Source organism: Pseudomonas sp. Pse1, from assembly GCF_024519635.1.
Lineage (GTDB): Bacteria > Pseudomonadota > Gammaproteobacteria > Pseudomonadales > Pseudomonadaceae > Aquipseudomonas.
In genome coordinates this window covers 60,008-76,444 of the sequence record NZ_JALJRO010000022.1, presented here as the reverse complement: position 1 = coordinate 76,444, position 16,437 = coordinate 60,008, and the positions used below count along the sequence as shown (strand labels likewise).

At 60.8% G+C, this 16,437-nt stretch carries 14 protein-coding genes; 8 read left to right on the top strand and 6 right to left on the bottom strand.

Translation table 11 applies throughout. The features are described from left to right. Window positions 1–5 precede the first annotated feature (5 nt). Window positions 6–1,424: a 3-isopropylmalate dehydratase large subunit gene (gene leuC, locus NR126_RS24640; protein WP_027616065.1), complete on the bottom strand. Its 1,419-nt coding sequence runs from the start codon at window positions 1,422–1,424 to the stop codon at window positions 6–8. Window positions 1,425–1,581: 157 nt separating this feature from the next. Here leuC and NR126_RS24635 point away from each other — a divergent pair, with 157 nt between their 5' ends. The 8 genes from NR126_RS24635 (at window position 1,582) to NR126_RS24600 (ending at window position 11,762) form a co-directional block, all read left to right on the top strand. Continuing rightward, entirely contained in the window at window positions 1,582–2,469 is an 888-nt protein-coding gene (locus tag NR126_RS24635; RefSeq protein ID WP_256832068.1) for a LysR family transcriptional regulator, read from the top strand. 68 nt (window positions 2,470–2,537) lie between these two features. After that, a complete protein-coding gene (locus tag NR126_RS24630) occupies window positions 2,538–5,828 on the top strand; it encodes a PAS domain S-box protein (RefSeq protein WP_027616063.1) in 3,291 nt (1,096 codons plus the stop codon). Between the two features lie 201 nt (window positions 5,829–6,029). Further along, the gene (locus NR126_RS24625) at window positions 6,030–6,653 is read left to right on the top strand and encodes a CDP-alcohol phosphatidyltransferase family protein (protein ID WP_256832061.1); all 624 of its coding nucleotides are present in this window, start codon (window positions 6,030–6,032) and stop codon (window positions 6,651–6,653) included. Between the two features lie 10 nt (window positions 6,654–6,663). Beyond that, entirely contained in the window at window positions 6,664–8,421 is a 1,758-nt protein-coding gene (locus NR126_RS24620; protein WP_256832060.1) for a bifunctional alpha/beta hydrolase/class I SAM-dependent methyltransferase, read from the top strand. Beyond that, a complete protein-coding gene (locus NR126_RS24615; protein ID WP_256832059.1) occupies window positions 8,418–9,761 on the top strand; it encodes a phosphatase PAP2/dual specificity phosphatase family protein in 1,344 nt (447 codons plus the stop codon). The genes NR126_RS24620 and NR126_RS24615 overlap by 4 nt, the downstream gene beginning before the upstream one ends. Then, a complete protein-coding gene (locus tag NR126_RS24610; RefSeq protein WP_256832057.1) occupies window positions 9,751–10,191 on the top strand; it encodes a hypothetical protein in 441 nt (146 codons plus the stop codon). The genes NR126_RS24615 and NR126_RS24610 overlap by 11 nt, the downstream gene beginning before the upstream one ends. A gap of 13 nt (window positions 10,192–10,204) precedes the next feature. Beyond that, window positions 10,205–10,828 carry a 1-acyl-sn-glycerol-3-phosphate acyltransferase gene (locus NR126_RS24605; RefSeq protein ID WP_256832055.1) on the top strand — a complete coding sequence of 208 codons (624 nt, stop codon included), beginning with the start codon at window positions 10,205–10,207 and terminating at the stop codon, window positions 10,826–10,828. Window position 10,829: 1 nt separating this feature from the next. Next, window positions 10,830–11,762, top strand: a complete 933-nt coding sequence (locus NR126_RS24600) for a phosphatidate cytidylyltransferase (protein ID WP_027616057.1) — start codon at window positions 10,830–10,832, stop codon at window positions 11,760–11,762. Window positions 11,763–11,814: 52 nt separating this feature from the next. On the opposite strand, the gene NR126_RS24595 is transcribed toward NR126_RS24600, so the two are convergent. The 5 genes from NR126_RS24595 to NR126_RS24575 all read right to left on the bottom strand — a co-directional run bounded on the left by NR126_RS24595 (window position 11,815) and on the right by NR126_RS24575 (window position 16,435). Next, window positions 11,815–12,261, bottom strand: a complete 447-nt coding sequence (locus tag NR126_RS24595; protein WP_256832050.1) for an Hsp20 family protein — start codon at window positions 12,259–12,261, stop codon at window positions 11,815–11,817. A 121-nt stretch (window positions 12,262–12,382) separates the two neighbouring features. Beyond that, window positions 12,383–13,342, bottom strand: a complete 960-nt coding sequence (locus tag NR126_RS24590; RefSeq protein WP_027616055.1) for a tRNA-dihydrouridine synthase — start codon at window positions 13,340–13,342, stop codon at window positions 12,383–12,385. Window positions 13,343–13,563: 221 nt separating this feature from the next. Beyond that, window positions 13,564–15,306, bottom strand: coding sequence for an ABC transporter substrate-binding protein (locus NR126_RS24585; RefSeq protein ID WP_027616054.1), 1,743 nt, complete (start codon window positions 15,304–15,306; stop codon window positions 13,564–13,566). A gap of 45 nt (window positions 15,307–15,351) precedes the next feature. Beyond that, window positions 15,352–15,624: a DUF2160 domain-containing protein gene (locus tag NR126_RS24580; protein WP_027616053.1), complete on the bottom strand. Its 273-nt coding sequence runs from the start codon at window positions 15,622–15,624 to the stop codon at window positions 15,352–15,354. Window positions 15,625–15,634: 10 nt separating this feature from the next. Continuing rightward, window positions 15,635–16,435 (bottom strand): carbohydrate ABC transporter permease, encoded by an 801-nt coding sequence (locus tag NR126_RS24575; RefSeq protein WP_027616052.1) that lies wholly within the window; start codon window positions 16,433–16,435, stop codon window positions 15,635–15,637. Window positions 16,436–16,437 lie beyond the last annotated feature (2 nt).

Sequence of the window (16,437 nt, the reverse complement as noted above, 5' to 3'; positions counted from 1 at the left end):
CTCCTTCAGATCAATTCGCGGACGTCGATGAAACGACCGTTTACAGCAGCTGCGGCGGCCATGGCCGGGCTGACCAGGTGAGTACGACCACCGGCACCCTGACGGCCTTCGAAGTTACGGTTGGAGGTCGAGGCGCAATGTTCGCCGGATTCCAAACGGTCCGGGTTCATCGCCAGGCACATCGAACAACCCGGCTCACGCCATTCAAAACCGGCTTCGAGGAAAATCTTGTCCAGGCCTTCGGACTCGGCCTGCGCCTTCACCAGGCCTGAACCCGGAACCACGATCGCCTGCTTGATGGTCGAGGCGACTTTGCGGCCCTTGGCGATCACGGCTGCGGCGCGCAAGTCTTCAATGCGCGAGTTGGTGCAGGAACCGATAAACACACGATCAAGCTGGATATCGGTGATCGCCTGGTTGGCGGTCAAACCCATGTATTTCAAGGCACGGACGATGGAATCGCGCTTGACCAGGTCCATTTCCTTCTCTGGATCCGGCACGTTCTGATCTACCGCCAGCACCATCTCCGGCGAAGTGCCCCAGCTGACTTGCGGCTTGATCTGCGCGGCGTCCAACTCAACCACGGTGTCGAACACCGCATCGGCGTCGGACACCAGGTCCTTCCAGGCTTCGACAGCCAGGTCCCACTCGGCGCCTTTCGGGGCAAACGGGCGACCCTTGACGTAGGCCACGGTCTTTTCATCCGCAGCCACCAGGCCAACACGGGCACCGGCTTCGATGGACATGTTGCAGATGGTCATGCGGCCTTCGACCGACAATTCGCGAATCGCGCTACCGGCGAACTCGATGGCGTGGCCATTACCGCCAGCGGTGCCGATCTTGCCGATCACGGCCAGCACGATGTCCTTGGCGGTCACGCCGAACGGCAAGGTGCCTTCGACGGACACCAGCATGTTCTTCATTTTCTTGGCGACCAGGCACTGGGTGGCGAGCACGTGCTCGACCTCGGAAGTGCCAATACCGTGGGCCAAAGCACCAAAGGCGCCGTGGGTCGAGGTGTGGGAATCGCCGCAAACCACGGTCATGCCCGGCAAGGTCGCGCCCTGCTCAGGGCCGATCACGTGGACGATGCCCTGGCGCACGTCATTCATCTTGAACTCGACGATGCCGTACTCATCACAGTTGTCATCAAGGGTCTGAACCTGCAAACGCGAGACCTGATCGACAATCGCCTCGATACCGCCCTTGCGCTCCGGGGTGGTCGGGACATTGTGGTCCGGGGTCGCGATATTGGCATCGATCCGCCAAGGCTTGCGCCCGGCCAGGCGCAGGCCTTCGAAGGCTTGCGGCGAGGTCACTTCGTGAATGATGTGACGGTCGATATAGATCAGCGCCGAACCATCGTCGCGCTGCTTGACCAAATGCGAATCCCAGAGCTTGTCGTAGAGCGTTTTGCCGGCCATCAGACGTTTCCTCATCAGCTTTTTTCTAACTGTTTCTATGCCCTGGGTCTTGAGCGATTCAATAACCCCTTGGCTTGTGAGGTCGATGCTATGGGGTTACATTAAATAACTCAAATTCATAATTTTTATGCTTTGGATAACCAACTGGAATACGAGCATGGACCTGGCCAACCTCAACGCCTTTATTGCCATTGCCGAGATCGGCAGCTTCTCTGGCGCCGGTGAGCGCCTGCACCTGACCCAGCCAGCGATCAGCAAGCGCATTGCCGGCCTGGAGCAACAACTCGACGTCCGCCTGTTCGACCGCCTGGGTCGTGAAGTCAGCCTGACCGAGGCCGGGCGCGCCCTGCTGCCACGGGCCTACCAGATCCTTAATGTGCTCGATGATACGCGCCGCGCCCTGACCAACCTGACCGGTCAGGTGACCGGTCGTCTGACCCTGGCCACCAGTCATCACATTGGCCTGCACCGCTTGCCTCCTTTATTAAGGGCGTTCCCCCGCCAATACCCCGATGTGGCGCTGGATATTCAGTTTCTCGATTCGGAGGTGGCCTATGAGGAAATTCTCCACGGTCGCGCCGAGCTGGCAGTCATCACCCTGGCGCCCGAGCCGCATGCGCTGGTGCAGGCCACGCCGGTTTGGGACGATCCACTGGATTTCGTCGTGGCCCCGGAACACTCGCTGCTGAGCAATGACGCGACACTGGCCGATATCGCCCGCCATCCAGCAGTGTTCCCCGGCGGCAACACCTTCACCCACCACATTGTCCAGCGCCTGTTCGAAGCCCAGGGGCTGACGCCGAACATCGCCATGAGCACCAACTATCTGGAAACCATCAAGATGATGGTGTCCATTGGCCTTGCCTGGAGTGTCCTGCCACGTACCATGCTCGATGAACAGGTGGCGCGCATCCCGCTGCCGGGCATACAACTCACGCGCCAGCTAGGCTATATCGTGCACACTGAAAGGACGCTGTCGAATGCTGCGCGGGCCTTCATGGCTTTGCTGGATGCACAGATCGATTGGCCAGGGAATGATGGCTGACTTGTGCTACTCCTATAGAGTCGCAAAACCCGTGCCTAACGCCCAATTCAGCCCAAGGCCTGTTGCCAATGCCCAAATCCGTTGACCGAACCCGCCCCCATACGCCGCGCATGCCGCGTATCCAGGCGCTCGACCCACACACTTCGGAGCAGAGCTGGGAAAGCGCGACGCAGTTGCTCGCGGCTCTCAACGGCGCACGCCTGGGCGCCTGGTACTGGGACATCGAGCGGGGGCTGATCAGTTGGTCGCGGGGCACTCAGGCATTGTTCGGTTTCGACCCTCACCAGCCAATGCCGGCGGACATCGAGTACCTCGACCTGCTGCACCCCGAGGACCGGGCGAAAACCCTTCGGGCATTCAACGCGGTCATGGCCGGCGCCCCCCTTGAGCAAGCGATGCACCACCGCATCCGTTGGCCGGACGGCAGTCTGCACTGGCTGGAAATCAACGGCAGCCTGATTCCCGACAAGCTCGGCCGGCCGCGGATGATCGGAGTGATCCGCGAGATCACCCACCAGCGCCAGCGCGAGCAGGCACTGACCAGCTCGGAAAAGCGCTTCGCCACGCTGTTTCACCTGTGCCCCAATATGGTTCTGCTGACGCGCCAGGAAGACGGCCTGATCACCGAGGCCAATCAGTACTTCGAAAGCCTGTTCGGCTGGCCGGTGCAGGATGCCATCGGTCGCACCACCCTCGAGCTGGGCCTGTGGGTGCACCCCGAGCAACGGGCGAAACTGGTCAGGGCGACCAAGGCCAAAGGTGACCTGATCAGCATGGAGGTGCAGTTTCGCGCCAGCAACGGCCAAGTGCATGACGGCATTCTCAGCGCGCAAAAGGTCGAGCTCGAAGGTCAGCCGTACCTGCTCAGCACCTTCCTCGACACCACCGAACGCAAGCTCGCCGAACACGCGCTAAAGGACAGCCAGGAGCGCCTCGACCTGGCCCTCGACTCGGCCCAGCTCGGCACCTGGGACTGGCATATCCCCAGCGGCATGCTCTACGGCTCGGCCCGAGCGGCACAACTGCATGGCCTGGAACCCATCCCCTTTCATGAATCCTTCGAGGAGTTCTTCGAGGGCGTGCCGGGGGAAGAACGCGACAGCATGCGCGACGCCTACCGCAGCCTGCGCGAAGGCCCGGCCGGTAACTACCAACTGACCTACCGGGTGCAACTGGCCGACGGCAGCTCACGTTACCTGGAAAGCCGCGCCCGACTGTACCGCGACGCTGATGGCACGCCGCTGCGCATGGCCGGGACCTTGTTGGACATCACCGAACAGGTCGAGCGCGAACAGCGCCTGGTGGCCTCCGAAGAGAAGTTCGCCACCCTGTTCCAGGTCAGCCCCGACCCGATCTGCGTGACCCGCCAGGACAGCGGCCAGTTCATCGAAATCAACTCCAGCTTCACCCAGACCTTCGGCTGGAGCGCCGCCGATGTGCTGGGCCGCAGCGCCGACGACATCGGCCTGTGGGACGCCTCGGCGCAAAGCCTGCAGCGGATCGAACAGGTGATTCGCGAGCAGGGCCTGAACAATGTCGCGCTGCTGGTCCGGCACAAGGACGGGCAATCCTTGACCTGCGTGATCTCCAGCCGGCAGATCAACGTCGGCAACCAGCCCTGCATTGTCACCACCCTGCGCGATATTACCCAGCAGCAACGCTCGGAGGCGGCGCTCAAGGCCAGCGAAGAAAAGTTTGCCAAGGCGTTTCACTCCAGCCCCGACGCGATCACCATCACCGAGCGCGACACCGGGCGCTATCTGGAGGTCAACGACGGTTTCTGTCGCCTTACCGGCTATAGCGCCGAAGAAGTGGTTGGCAAGACCGTGTATCAGGTCGGTATCTGGGCCGAGGAAAAGCAGCGCTCGATGCTACTCGCCGAACTGCAACTCAAGGGCCGGGTGCACCACCTGGAAATGCTTGGGCGCAACAAAAGCGGGCAGTTGCTCACCGTGGAGGTCTCGGTAGAGCCGATTACCCTCAACGAAACCGCGTGCCTGCTGTTGACCGCGCGCGATGTCAGCCTGCTGAAGAACGCCGAAGCGCAGATCCGTCACCTGGCCTACCACGACTCACTGACCAACCTGCCCAACCGCGCGCTGCTGATGGACCGCCTGAGCCAGCAGATCGCCCTGCTCAAGCGCCACAACCTGCGCGGAGCCCTGCTGTTCCTCGACCTCGACCACTTCAAGCACATCAACGACTCCCTCGGCCATCCGGTCGGCGATACGGTGCTGAAAATCATCACCGCCCGCCTCGAGGCCAGCGTGCGCATGGAAGACACCGTGGCGCGCCTGGGTGGCGACGAGTTCGTGGTCCTGCTCAGCGGCCTGGAAGGTTCGCGCAATGAAGTCAGCGAACAGGTCCGGGAATTGGCCGATACCCTGCGCGAACTGCTCTCGGAACCGATGTTCCTTGACGGCCATCGACTGCAGGTTACGCCGAGCATTGGGGTGGCGCTGATTCCAGATCACGGTTCGACCCCCACCGACCTGCTCAAGCGTGCGGATATCGCCCTGTACCGGGCCAAGGACTCCGGGCGCAATACCACGCAGATGTACCACAACACCATGCAGAAAGCCGCCAGCGAGCGCCTGCGCATGGAAACAGACTTGCGCCTGGCGCTGTCACGGGGCGAATTCCGCGTGCATTACCAGCCGCAGATCGACGCCCGCGGCGAACGCATCGTCGGCGCCGAAGCCCTGGTGCGCTGGACCCATCCGCAACTGGGCGCGCAATCGCCCAGCGAATTCATCAAGGTGCTGGAAGACAGCGGGCTGATCCTCGAGGTCGGCACCTGGATTCTCGACGAAGCCTGCCTGGCCTTCAAACACCTGATCGCCCGAGGCAAGGTCGACCCGTTGAATTTCAGCCTGTGCGTCAACATCAGTCCGCGCCAGTTCCGCCAGACCGACTTCGTCGAGCGCATCGAGCACAGCCTCACCAGCCACGGCCTGCCCTGCTCGCTGCTGAAACTGGAGATCACCGAAGGCATCGTGATCCAGAACCTGGAAGACACCATCAACAAAATGCGCCGCCTGAAAAAACTCGGCGTCAGCTTTGCCATGGACGATTTCGGCACCGGTTACTCGTCGCTCACCTACCTCAAGCGCCTGCCGGTCGACACCCTGAAAATCGACCAGTCATTCATCCGCGACGCCACCAGCGACCCCAACGACGCCGAAATCATTCGCGCCATCGTCGCCATGGCCCTGAGCCTGGAACTGGAGGTGATTGCCGAGGGCGTGGAAACCACTGAACAACTGGCGTTCCTGCAGGGACTGGGCTGTCATTTGTACCAGGGGTACCTGCACAGTCGGCCAGTGCCGGTGGAAGAGTTTGAGTGGTTGTTGAACTGAGGGGCGACGAGATCGCTGCGCTCTTGGGAAATCGACTACAGCCTTTCAGGAAAGGTCCTATTCCCGACGGCCTAGCTGCTCGCTAGGCTTCTGCGTCCTGCGGCCCCTTCCCGGTAATCCGCCGAGAAGCCATCTACACTGGGAAAATCGTATTTCCCGGCAGTTGAACGGCGCCTATCCATTGGCAGAGACCTCCTCCCCGTGCCCAGCATCTACCAGCTCAAACCCGCGTTTCAAAACCTCCTGCGCCCGCTGGTCCGACGGTTGTTCGACAACGGCACGACGGCCAACCAGATCACCGTGCTGGCCGGCGTCGGTTCGCTGCTGGTGGGTGTGGTCGTCGCCTGTTTCGCCGAACATCCCTGGGTGTTTGCCCTGGTGCCGATGTGGATGATCCTGCGAATGGCGCTAAATGCCATAGACGGCATGCTCGCCCGTGAGTTCAACCAGCAATCGCAGCTGGGTGCCTACCTCAATGAACTCTGCGATATCGCTGCCGATTGCGCACTGATCCTGCCGTTCGCCCTACTTCCCGGCGTCAGTCTGTGGCTGGTCCTGCTACTGACCTTACTTGCGCTGTTCAGTGAATACGCTGGCGTAATGGGCCCGATGATCGGCGCTTCACGGCGCTACGACGGGCCCATGGGCAAAAGCGACCGGGCGTTTGTCATGGGGGTGGTGGCGTGCGCTATCGCCCTGGGTTGGATCAGCGCTCTGTGGATCAACGCAGTGTTGGCGGGTGTTTCCCTGTTGCTGCTGGTCACGCTGTTTAACCGGGTCCACCAGGGTCTGCGGCAAGTACAGGAAAACACTCCACAAGCATAAGGAAGTTGCAATGCGCGAAGCTCAACACCAGACCTTCACTACCCACGACGGTGTCCAACTGTTTTACCGCCATTGGCCGGGCAGCACGCCAGCGGGCGAACCTCGCCAGGCCGTACTGCTGTTTCACCGTGGGCACGAACACTCGGCGCGGATCGCCCATTTGGTGGACGAACTGGATTTACCTCATCTCGATTTTTTTGCCTGGGACGCCCGTGGTCACGGCCTGTCACCGGGCGAACGGGGTGACAGCCCGAGCTTTGCCACCAGCGTGCGCGACGTGCAAACGTTCTGCGATCATTTACAGAGCCACTACCAGATCGATGAATCAGACATTGCGGTGATTGCCCAGAGCGTTGGCGCAGTAATCGTCGCCACCTGGGTGCACGATTACGCGCCACGCATTCGCTCACTGGTGCTCGCCTCCCCGGCATTCAAGGTCAAGCTCTACGTGCCGTTTGCGCGCAAGGGCCTGGGGCTGATGCGTCGGTTTCGCGGCAACTTCTTCGTTAACAGCTACGTCAAGGCGCGCTTTCTCAGCCATGACCCAGAGCGAGTCGCCTCCTATGACAGTGACCCACTGATCACCAAGGCCATTTCCGTCAACGTGCTGCTTGGTCTATATGAGGCCGCCGAACGAGTGGTGGCCGATGCCCAGGCGATTCAGGTACCGACCCAACTGCTGATTTCCGCCGCCGACTTCGTGGTGCATCGAAAACCACAGGAACAATTCTTCGAGCGTCTGGGCAGTCTGCACAAGGAAAAACACCTGCTGCCCGGCTTCTTCCACGACACCCTTGGCGAAAAAAATCGTGCTCACGCTGTGGCCAGTGCCCGACGGTTTATCCTGCAGAACTTCGCCCACGCAGCGGCGCGCCCTTCGCTGCTGGAGGCCGACCGCCTGGGCCTGACCTGCGCCGAGTCCGAATCACTCGCCGCGCCACTGCCACATAACTCTCTGCGTGACCTGTACTGGCGCATGACTCGCGCCAGCATGCGTATGGGCAGTCGCCTATCGACCGGGGTCAAGCTGGGGTTCGACACCGGTTTCGACTCCGGCAGCACCCTGGATTATGTCTATCGCAATACCCCAAGCGGCACCTCTGCAATCGGGCGCATGATCGATCGTAACTACCTCGATTCCATCGGCTGGCGCGGCATCCGCCAGCGCAAACTGCACGTCGAAGAACTGCTGCGCCTGGCCATGACGCACCTGCGCGAACAAGGACGTGAAGTGCGCATCGTCGATATCGCTGCAGGTCACGGGCGCTACATTCTCGAAGCCCTGCAAGGTGTCAACCCGCTGCCCGAAACCATTCTTCTGCGTGACTACAGCGACATCAACGTACGCGACGGCAGTGCGTTGATCCGCGAGAAGGGCCTGGAACACATTGCCCGTTTTATCAAAGGCAATGCCTTTGACCGCGACGATCTTGCTGCGCTTGAACCCAAACCCACTCTGGCCGTGGTCTCAGGCCTGTACGAATTGTTCGCCGACAATCAGATGGTCAGCGACTCGCTGGCCGGGTTGGCCGCCGCCGTGGAACCCGGAGCCTACCTGATCTACACCGGCCAACCCTGGCACCCGCAACTGGAGTTGATTGCCCGCGCACTCACCAGCCACCGCGAAGGCCAGGCTTGGGTCATGCGCCGGCGCAGTCAGGCAGAAATGGACCAACTGGTGGAAGCGGCCGGCTTCCGCAGGATCAGCCTGCGCGTCGATGAATGGGGGATTTTCAGCGTCAGCCTCGCGCAACGGGTGACTGAATGAATCAAGCCGTAAATATGTCCCGAGAGCCCGGCCTGTTGAAACCGGCGCTATTGTGGTTATTACTGTTGGCACCGACATTCTTCGCCACCTACGGCTTCGCTACCTGGGTCACCACTCAGCGCAGTGACGTCGGAACCCTGGTGTTCGATTGGGAAAATCAGTTGCCATTCTGGGCCTGGACAATCGTGCCTTATTGGTCGATCGACCTGCTGTACGGCCTGTCCCTGTTGCTGCCCAACAGTCGTGCCGAACTCAAGCGCCACGCTCTACGCCTACTGACCGCGCAACTGATCGCGGTCAGTTGCTTCCTGCTCTGGCCGTTACGCTTCACCTTTGCCCGCCCCGAACTGGACGGGGTGTTCGGCTGGTTGTTCGACGTACTGGCCGGCTTCGACAAGCCCTTCAATCAGGCGCCGTCGCTGCACATCGCCCTGCTGGTGGTGCTCTGGACCTGTTATCAGCGACACCTGCAAGGGATCTGGCGTGGTCTGATGCACCTGTGGTTCGGTCTGATCGGCATCTCTGTCCTGACCACTTATCAACACCACTTCATCGACTTGCCTACCGGCGTGCTGCTTGGCTGCCTGTGCGTCTGGCTGTGGCCGCTGGATCGGTCCACCCCCTTGACCAATGCGCGTCTAACCTGCGACCGCAAGCGCTGGACGTTGGCGCTGTGCTACGCCGTGGGCGCACTTATCGCCAGTCTTCTGGCGTTCGGCTTCAAGGGTGGCTGGCTGTGGTGGTTGTGGCCGGCAACTGCCTTGCTGCTGGTCGCACTGAATTACGCATTGCTGGACACCGGCGGCTTTCAGAAAGGCGCCGACGGCCACCTTTCCGGCGCTGCACGCTGGTTATTGGCGCCCTACCTGGCCGCAGCCTGGCTCAACTCTCGGCTGTGGACGCGCAACCACCCACAACCCGACCGGGTACTGGACGACATTTGGCTCGGGCGCATTCCGAGCCGGCGCGAACTTAAAGCTGGCCCGTTCAAGGCCGTACTCGACTTGTGCGCCGAACTGCCTTTGGACCCTGGCCCGGTGGCCTATCGCTCACTGCCGGTACTCGACCTGATCGCCCCCACCCCAGCGCAATGCCGGGAAGCGGCCCAAGCCATCGACACTCTGCGTCAGCACGGTCCGCTGCTGGTCTGCTGCGCCCTCGGCTACTCGCGAAGCGCCACGGCCATTGCCGCCTGGTTGCTGCACAGCGGCAGGGCTGCCAACGTGGAGCAGGCGATCAGCCAATTGCGGCAGGCACGTCCAGGTATCGTCCTGCACTCGGCACACCGCGCTGCCTTACAGGGACTGGTGGCGAACAGGGAGCCGGCTTATGACCAGTGACATGAAGCTGCAAGCCACCGCCAGCCTGTTACGGCGTGGCGCGTCCCTCGACCATCTGTCTACCGGTCTGACCTTATTGGGCGCCGCACTTGGCTTGAGCCAATACCTGTTGGCCAGTCTCGGCGGCTGGGCAGTCACCGGCAGCATTGCCCTGCTGTTGCTTGGTCTGCTGCAGAAGTACTGGGCGCTGCGCGTCGCCTTCGATGCTGAATTGTTCCACTGTGTCGCCAACCTTGAGCAACCCCTGGACCAACGCGGCGAATCACTGGATCAAGCCTTGATTGCACTCGGCCTGCAATCCGCCGCTCGAGGCGGCCGGCCATGGAGTGAACGTATCCGTGGAGCCCTGAATCTGCTGCGTCGACAAGCACTGCTGATGGCGCTTCAGGTGCTGGTCGTAGTGGGTTTGATCCTGGCTGGCTTTTATTGAACAAGGAGAATTCATGCTCGAACCTCTGGTCGCCACCCTCATCACTTCCGCCGCTCGCACCCTGACCGGCGCCCGCAGTCTGTGGCTTGGCTGCGCGCCCGAGGCGGTTCAGCGCATCTACTTCGCCAACCACAGCAGCCACGGTGACTTCGTCTTGCTCTGGGCCTCGCTGCCGCCGGCCCTGCGCAAAATGACCCGGCCAGTGGCGGGCGCCGACTACTGGCAAACCAGCGCGCTGCGTCGCTACATCATCAACCGCGTATTCAATGGCGTACTGATCGAACGCGAGCGCAAGGAGCCAACCGACAATCCATTGCAGCCAATGCTCGACGCCCTGAACAATGGCGATTCGCTGATCATCTTTCCAGAAGGCACGCGCAACCTCGAAGAGAGTGGTTTGCTGCCCTTCAAAAGCGGGATCTATCACCTGGCAACACACCATCCCGGCGTGGAGTTGGTACCGGTATGGATCGCCAACCTCAATCGCGTCATGCCCAAGGGGCGTGTCCTGCCATTACCGCTGCTGTGTACAACACGCTTCGGTGCGGCCTTGACCCTTGAACCCGGCGAAAGCAAGGAGCAGTTTCTCCAGCGCAGCCGTGAAGCCTTGCTGGAGCTGGCCGAGGAGCAAAACTGACATGGACAGACAGACCCTGATGCTGTTCGGCGGGATTGGCACCTTCCTGCTGCTGGCTTCACTGATCGGATGGCTGCTCAAACTGCGCAGTCGTGGCACGGCCAACCCGGTGATCGACAACCTCAATGCGCGGATCAACGCCTGGTGGGTCATGGTCGCGGTGATCGGCATTGCGTTCTGGTTAGGTACCAGTGCGGTGATCCTGTTGTTCTACGCAGTCTCGTTTTACGCCCTGCGTGAATTCATGACGCTGACACCCACCCGGCGCAGCGACTACCCGGCATTGGTGGCCGCTTTTTACCTGGCACTGCCACTGCAATATCTGCTGATTTATTACGATTGGTACGGGCTGTTCTCGATCTTCATCCCGGTCTACGTGTTCCTGCTGCTGCCGATCCTCGCTTCGTTGGGAGGGGACAGCACGCACTTTCTCGAGCGCGCTTCCAAAGTCCAGTGGGGGTTGATGATTGCGGTGTTCTGCGTGTCCCACGTCCCCGCCCTGCTGACCCTGGACATCAGCGGCTATGAAGGACGCAACCTCTTGTTGATCGCGTTCCTGGTGATCGTGGTGCAGATGTCGGATGTGCTGCAATACGTCTGCGGCAAGCTGTTCGGCAAGCATAAAATCGCACCCAACCTGTCGCCGTCCAAGACTGTCGAAGGTTTTGTCGGCGGCGTGCTGCTGGCTTCGCTGATTGGTGCAGCACTTTTCTGGATCACCCCGTTCACTGCCGGACAGGCATTCCTGATTGCGCTGTTGATTAACTTGCTGGGATTCGCCGGCGGGATCGTCATGTCGGCGATCAAACGCGATCGCGGCGTCAAGGATTGGGGGCACATGATCGAAGGCCACGGTGGCATGCTCGATCGACTGGATTCGGTGTGTTTTGCCGCTCCCATTTTCTTTCATCTGGTGCGCTACGGCTGGACGTGAATCAAGCGAATAGAAAAAGGGCGCCAGCGGCGCCCTTCTTCATTGCACTGACTCAGTGTTGCAGTGCGGCTTTTTGCTCACCGTTGATCGGGATGCGTTTGGCTTTGGCTTCCTCTGGCACGATGCGCAGCAGATCGATGCTGAGCAGGCCGTTGCGCAGGTCCGCAGCCTTGATCTCAATGTGATCGGCGAGACGGAACGACAGTTTGAACGCACGCTGGGCAATGCCCTGGTGCAGGAAGGTGATGCTGTCGTTGTTCTCACGTTTGCCGCCACTGATGGTCAGCACACCTTTTTCGACTTGCAGTTCCAGGTCTTCTTCCTGGAAACCGGCCGCCGCGACGACGATGCGATACTGGTCATCACCGTGTTTTTCAACGTTGTAGGGTGGGTAGCTGCTGCCGGGCTCATTGCGCAGCGCAGTCTCGAACAGATCGTTGAATCGATCGAAACCTACCGAAGAACGGAACAGTGGAGCCAGGGAAAATGCGGTACTCATGGTTCAAATCTCCTGAAAACAATCAGCAAGGTTTTTTATCTCCGCGACCCGAATTCGGCATCGCGTAACCCTTAGATAGGGACCGCCCATTGCATTTCAAGAGATTCTTTGAGGATTTTTTTCAGGCCGCTTCAGCGACTGACAGGCCGAGCAAACGTGAGACCTGATCCAGCTCGGTCTCGCGGCGCATCAAGGTAAACAGCTCCACCGCCTCGGGATAATTGCGGGTCAGCATGGCCAGCCACTGCTTCAAGCGACCGGGTGATTGGCGGGCGGTCATTTGCGCCTTGGCCTGCAGCCAGAATTCCTGGATCAGCGGCAGCAGCTCGGCCCAGCTCATCTCCACCACCTCTTCGCCGGCCCGCGCCGCGGCGATCTGCCGCGCCAAGTCCGGGCGCGACACCAGGCCGCGGCCGAGCATGATGTCCTCGACGCCGCTGATTTCCCTGCAACGCCGCCAATCCTCGACGCTCCAGATATCGCCATTGGCAAACACCGGGACCTTCACCACCTCTTGCACCCGCGGGATCCACTCCCAGTGCGCTGGCGGTTTGTAGCCGTCCATCTTGGTCCGCGCATGCACCACGATATGCTCCGCGCCACCCTCGGCCAGCGCCGTGGCACACACCAGCGAACCGTCGGGACTGTCGAATCCCAGGCGCATCTTCGCGGTCACCGGAATGTGCGCCGGCACCGCGCGACGCACGTGCTCGACGATCTGGTTGAGCAGCTCCGGCTCCTTGAGCAACACCGCACCGCCCCGGGACTTGTTGACGGTCTTGGCTGGGCAGCCGAAATTCAGGTCGATCACCTGCGACCCCAGCTCACAGGCCAACGCGGCGTTTTCCGCCAGGCACACCGGATCGGAACCGAGCAATTGCACGCGCAACGGCACGCCAGCAGCGGTTTTCGCACCGTTGAGCAATTCGGGACCGAACTTGTGGAAATACGCAGGCGTGAGCAGTTGATCGTTGATCCGGATGAACTCGGTCACGCACCAATCGATACCGCCAACACGGGTCAGCACGTCCCGCAGGATGTTGTCGACCAACCCCTCCATGGGCGCCAAAGCAATTTGCATGGGAAACACTCAACGAAAATCGTGCGGCAGTTTACCGGTTTTCGTGGGTAGGGGCATGGTGAGGGGGTGGACGGTTGTCAGGAAGGGGGGGTCATGTTGATCGGGCGACATGTTGGAACTGGCCGATAAGACTGCCATCGCTGGCAAGTTTACCCGCGAAGAACACGCCACGCCGTCAACGTCTGGCGCGTTATGATTTTTCGCGGGCAACGCCCAACCTGTTACTTACGCGCCGCCTCCCACGACTTCAGCAGTTCGTTGTAGCTGACGGTCTCGCCCTTGGGCTTCTCGTTGGCCAGTTTCGGTTTGGGCGCGCCCGGTTGGTCGAACCAGTATTGGGCGTCGCGTTCCGGGTTGAGTTTCGGGCCGCAGGTGGTCTGGACCTTGGAGCGCTCGAGGCGGGCCATGATCGCGTCCTGGTCCTTGGCCAGGCCGTCGAGTGCCTGTTGCGGGGTTTTCTCGCCGCTGGCGGCTTCGGCGATGTGGCTCCACCAGAGTTGTGCCAGGCGTGGGTAGTCAGGCACGTTGGTGCCGGTCGGGGTCCACTGAACCCGGGCCGGGCTGCGGTAGAACTCCACCAGGCCGCCAAGTTTCGGCGCCAGGTCGGTCATGGCTTGCGAGTTGATGTCCGACTCGCGGATCGGCGTCAGACCGACGATGGTTTTCTTCAGCGACACGGTTTTCGAGGTGACGAACTGCGCGTAGAGCCAGGCTGCCAGCTTCTGTTTCTCCGGGGTCGACTTCATGAAGGTCCAGGAACCCACGTCCTGATAGCCCAGTTTCATCCCCTCCTCCCAATACGGCCCGCGTGGCGATGGCGCCATCCGCCACTTCGGCGTGCCGTCGGCGTTCATCACCGCCAGGCCCGGCTTGGTCATGTCGGCGGTGAAGGCGGTGTACCAGAAGATCTGCTGGGCGATGTTGCCCTGGGCCGGCACCGGACCGGATTCGGAGAAAGTCATGCCAGCCGCTTCCGGCGGCGCGTAGGCCTTCATCCAGTCGACGTATTTCTGCGTGGCAAAGACCGCCGCCGGGCCGTTGGTGTCGCCACCACGGGTCACACTGGAACCGACCGGGTGGCAGTCCTCGACACGAATCCCCCACTCGTCCACCGGCAAGCCATTGGGCAGGCCCTTGTCGCCGCCACCGGCCATGGAGAACCAGGCATCGGTGAAGCGCCAGCCGAGGGAGGGGTCTTTCTTGCCGTAGTCCATGTGCCCATAAACACGCTTGCCGTCGATTTCCTTGACGTCTTCGCTGAAGAACTTGGCGATGTCTTCATAGGCCGACCAGTTCACCGGTACACCCAGCTCGTAGCCGTACTTCTCCTTGAACTTGGCCTTCAGTTCCGGACGCTCGAACCAGTCGGCGCGGAACCAGTAGAGGTTGGCGAATTGCTGGTCGGGCAGTTGATAGATCTTGCCGTCCGGCGCGGTGGTGAAGGAAAGGCCGATGAAGTCCTTGAGATCGAGGGTTGGCGAGGTGTAGTCCTTGCCTTCATTGGCCATCAGGTCGGTGATGGATTCCGTCTTGCCATAGCGAAAATGCGTACCGATCAGGTCCGAGTCGTTGACCCAGCCGTCATAGATGTTCTTGTCGGATTGCATCTGGGTCTGCAGCTTTTCCACCACGTCGCCTTCCTGCAGCAAGTCGTGGGTCAGCTTGATCCCGGTGATTTCGCTGAAGGCCTTGGCCAGCACCTTGGACTCGTATTCGTGGGTGGCAATAGTCTCCGAGACCACGTTGATCTTCATCCCACGAAACGGCTCGGAGGCCTTGATAAACCACTTCAGCTCTTCCAGCTGCTGCTCGGGCGTCAGGGTCGAGGGTTTGAATTCGCTGCCGATCCATTTCTTCGCAGCATCTTCATAAGCATCGGCCCAGGCCGCAGCGCTCAAGCCACTGAGTGCCAGCATGGCTGCCAATGAAACGCTATGTCGCAGCTTGTTGTTTTTGTCGAACATAGAGACCTCCTGTTTGAGTTTCGGAGCACGATTGCCGATTTTCGACTAGCCCCAGCGCATCACAGCCAACAGCCACACCAGGGACAGCGCGGACGCCACCCAGATGCTCCAGCCGGTAGCGCCAATCACCAGCAAATGCAGGTAGGCGCTGCCGAGAAGACCAATAAACAGCCGATCACCACGGGTGGTGCTGATCGGTAAAAAGCCGCGCCGGGGAATGCTCGGTGAACGCAGCTCCCAAGTGGTCATGCCCAGCAGCAGCAAACCGATGACGCCGAAGAAAATCGCAGTGGGCAGGGTCCAGTTCATCCATTCCATGATCAGTTCCTCACACTCGGCCCAGGGCAAAGCCCTTGGCCACATGGTTGCGGACAAACCAGATCACCAGCATGCCCGGCAGGATGGTCAGCACGCCCGCCGCCGCCAGCACGCCCCAGTCGATGCCCGAGGCCGACACGGTGCGGGTCATCACCGCCGCGATCGGCTTGGCGTTGACCGAGGTCAGGGTGCGCGCCAGCAGCAGTTCGACCCAGGAAAACATGAAGCAGAAAAACGCCGTCACGCCGATTCCCGAGCCGATCAGTGGGATGAAAATCTTCACGAAGAACTTGGGGAAACTGTAGCCGTCGATGTAGGCGGTTTCGTCGATCTCCTTCGGCACCCCGGACATGAAGCCTTCGAGGATCCACACCGCCAGCGGCACGTTGAACAGGCAATGAGCCAGGGCCACCGCGATGTGGGTATCGAACAGGCCGATGGACGAATAGAGCTGGAAAAACGGCAAGAGGAACACCGCTGGCGGCGCCATGCGGTTGGTCAGCAGCCAGAAGAACAAATGTTTGTCGCCAAGAAAGCGATAGCGCGAGAACGCATAGGCCGCTGGCAGCGCCACGCTGAGGGAGATCACCGTGTTCAGGCTGACGTAATACAGCGAGTTGATATAGCCGGTGTACCAGCTCGGATCGGTAAAGATCACCTTGTAGTTGGCCAGGGTGAATTGCTCGGGAAACAGGGTCAGCCCACCGAGGATTTCCGTGTTGCTCTTGAACGACATGTTCAGCAGCCAGTAGATCGGCACTAGTAGGAACAGGATGTAGAGCAGCAGCGGCACCAGCTTTCTCAGGTTCATGT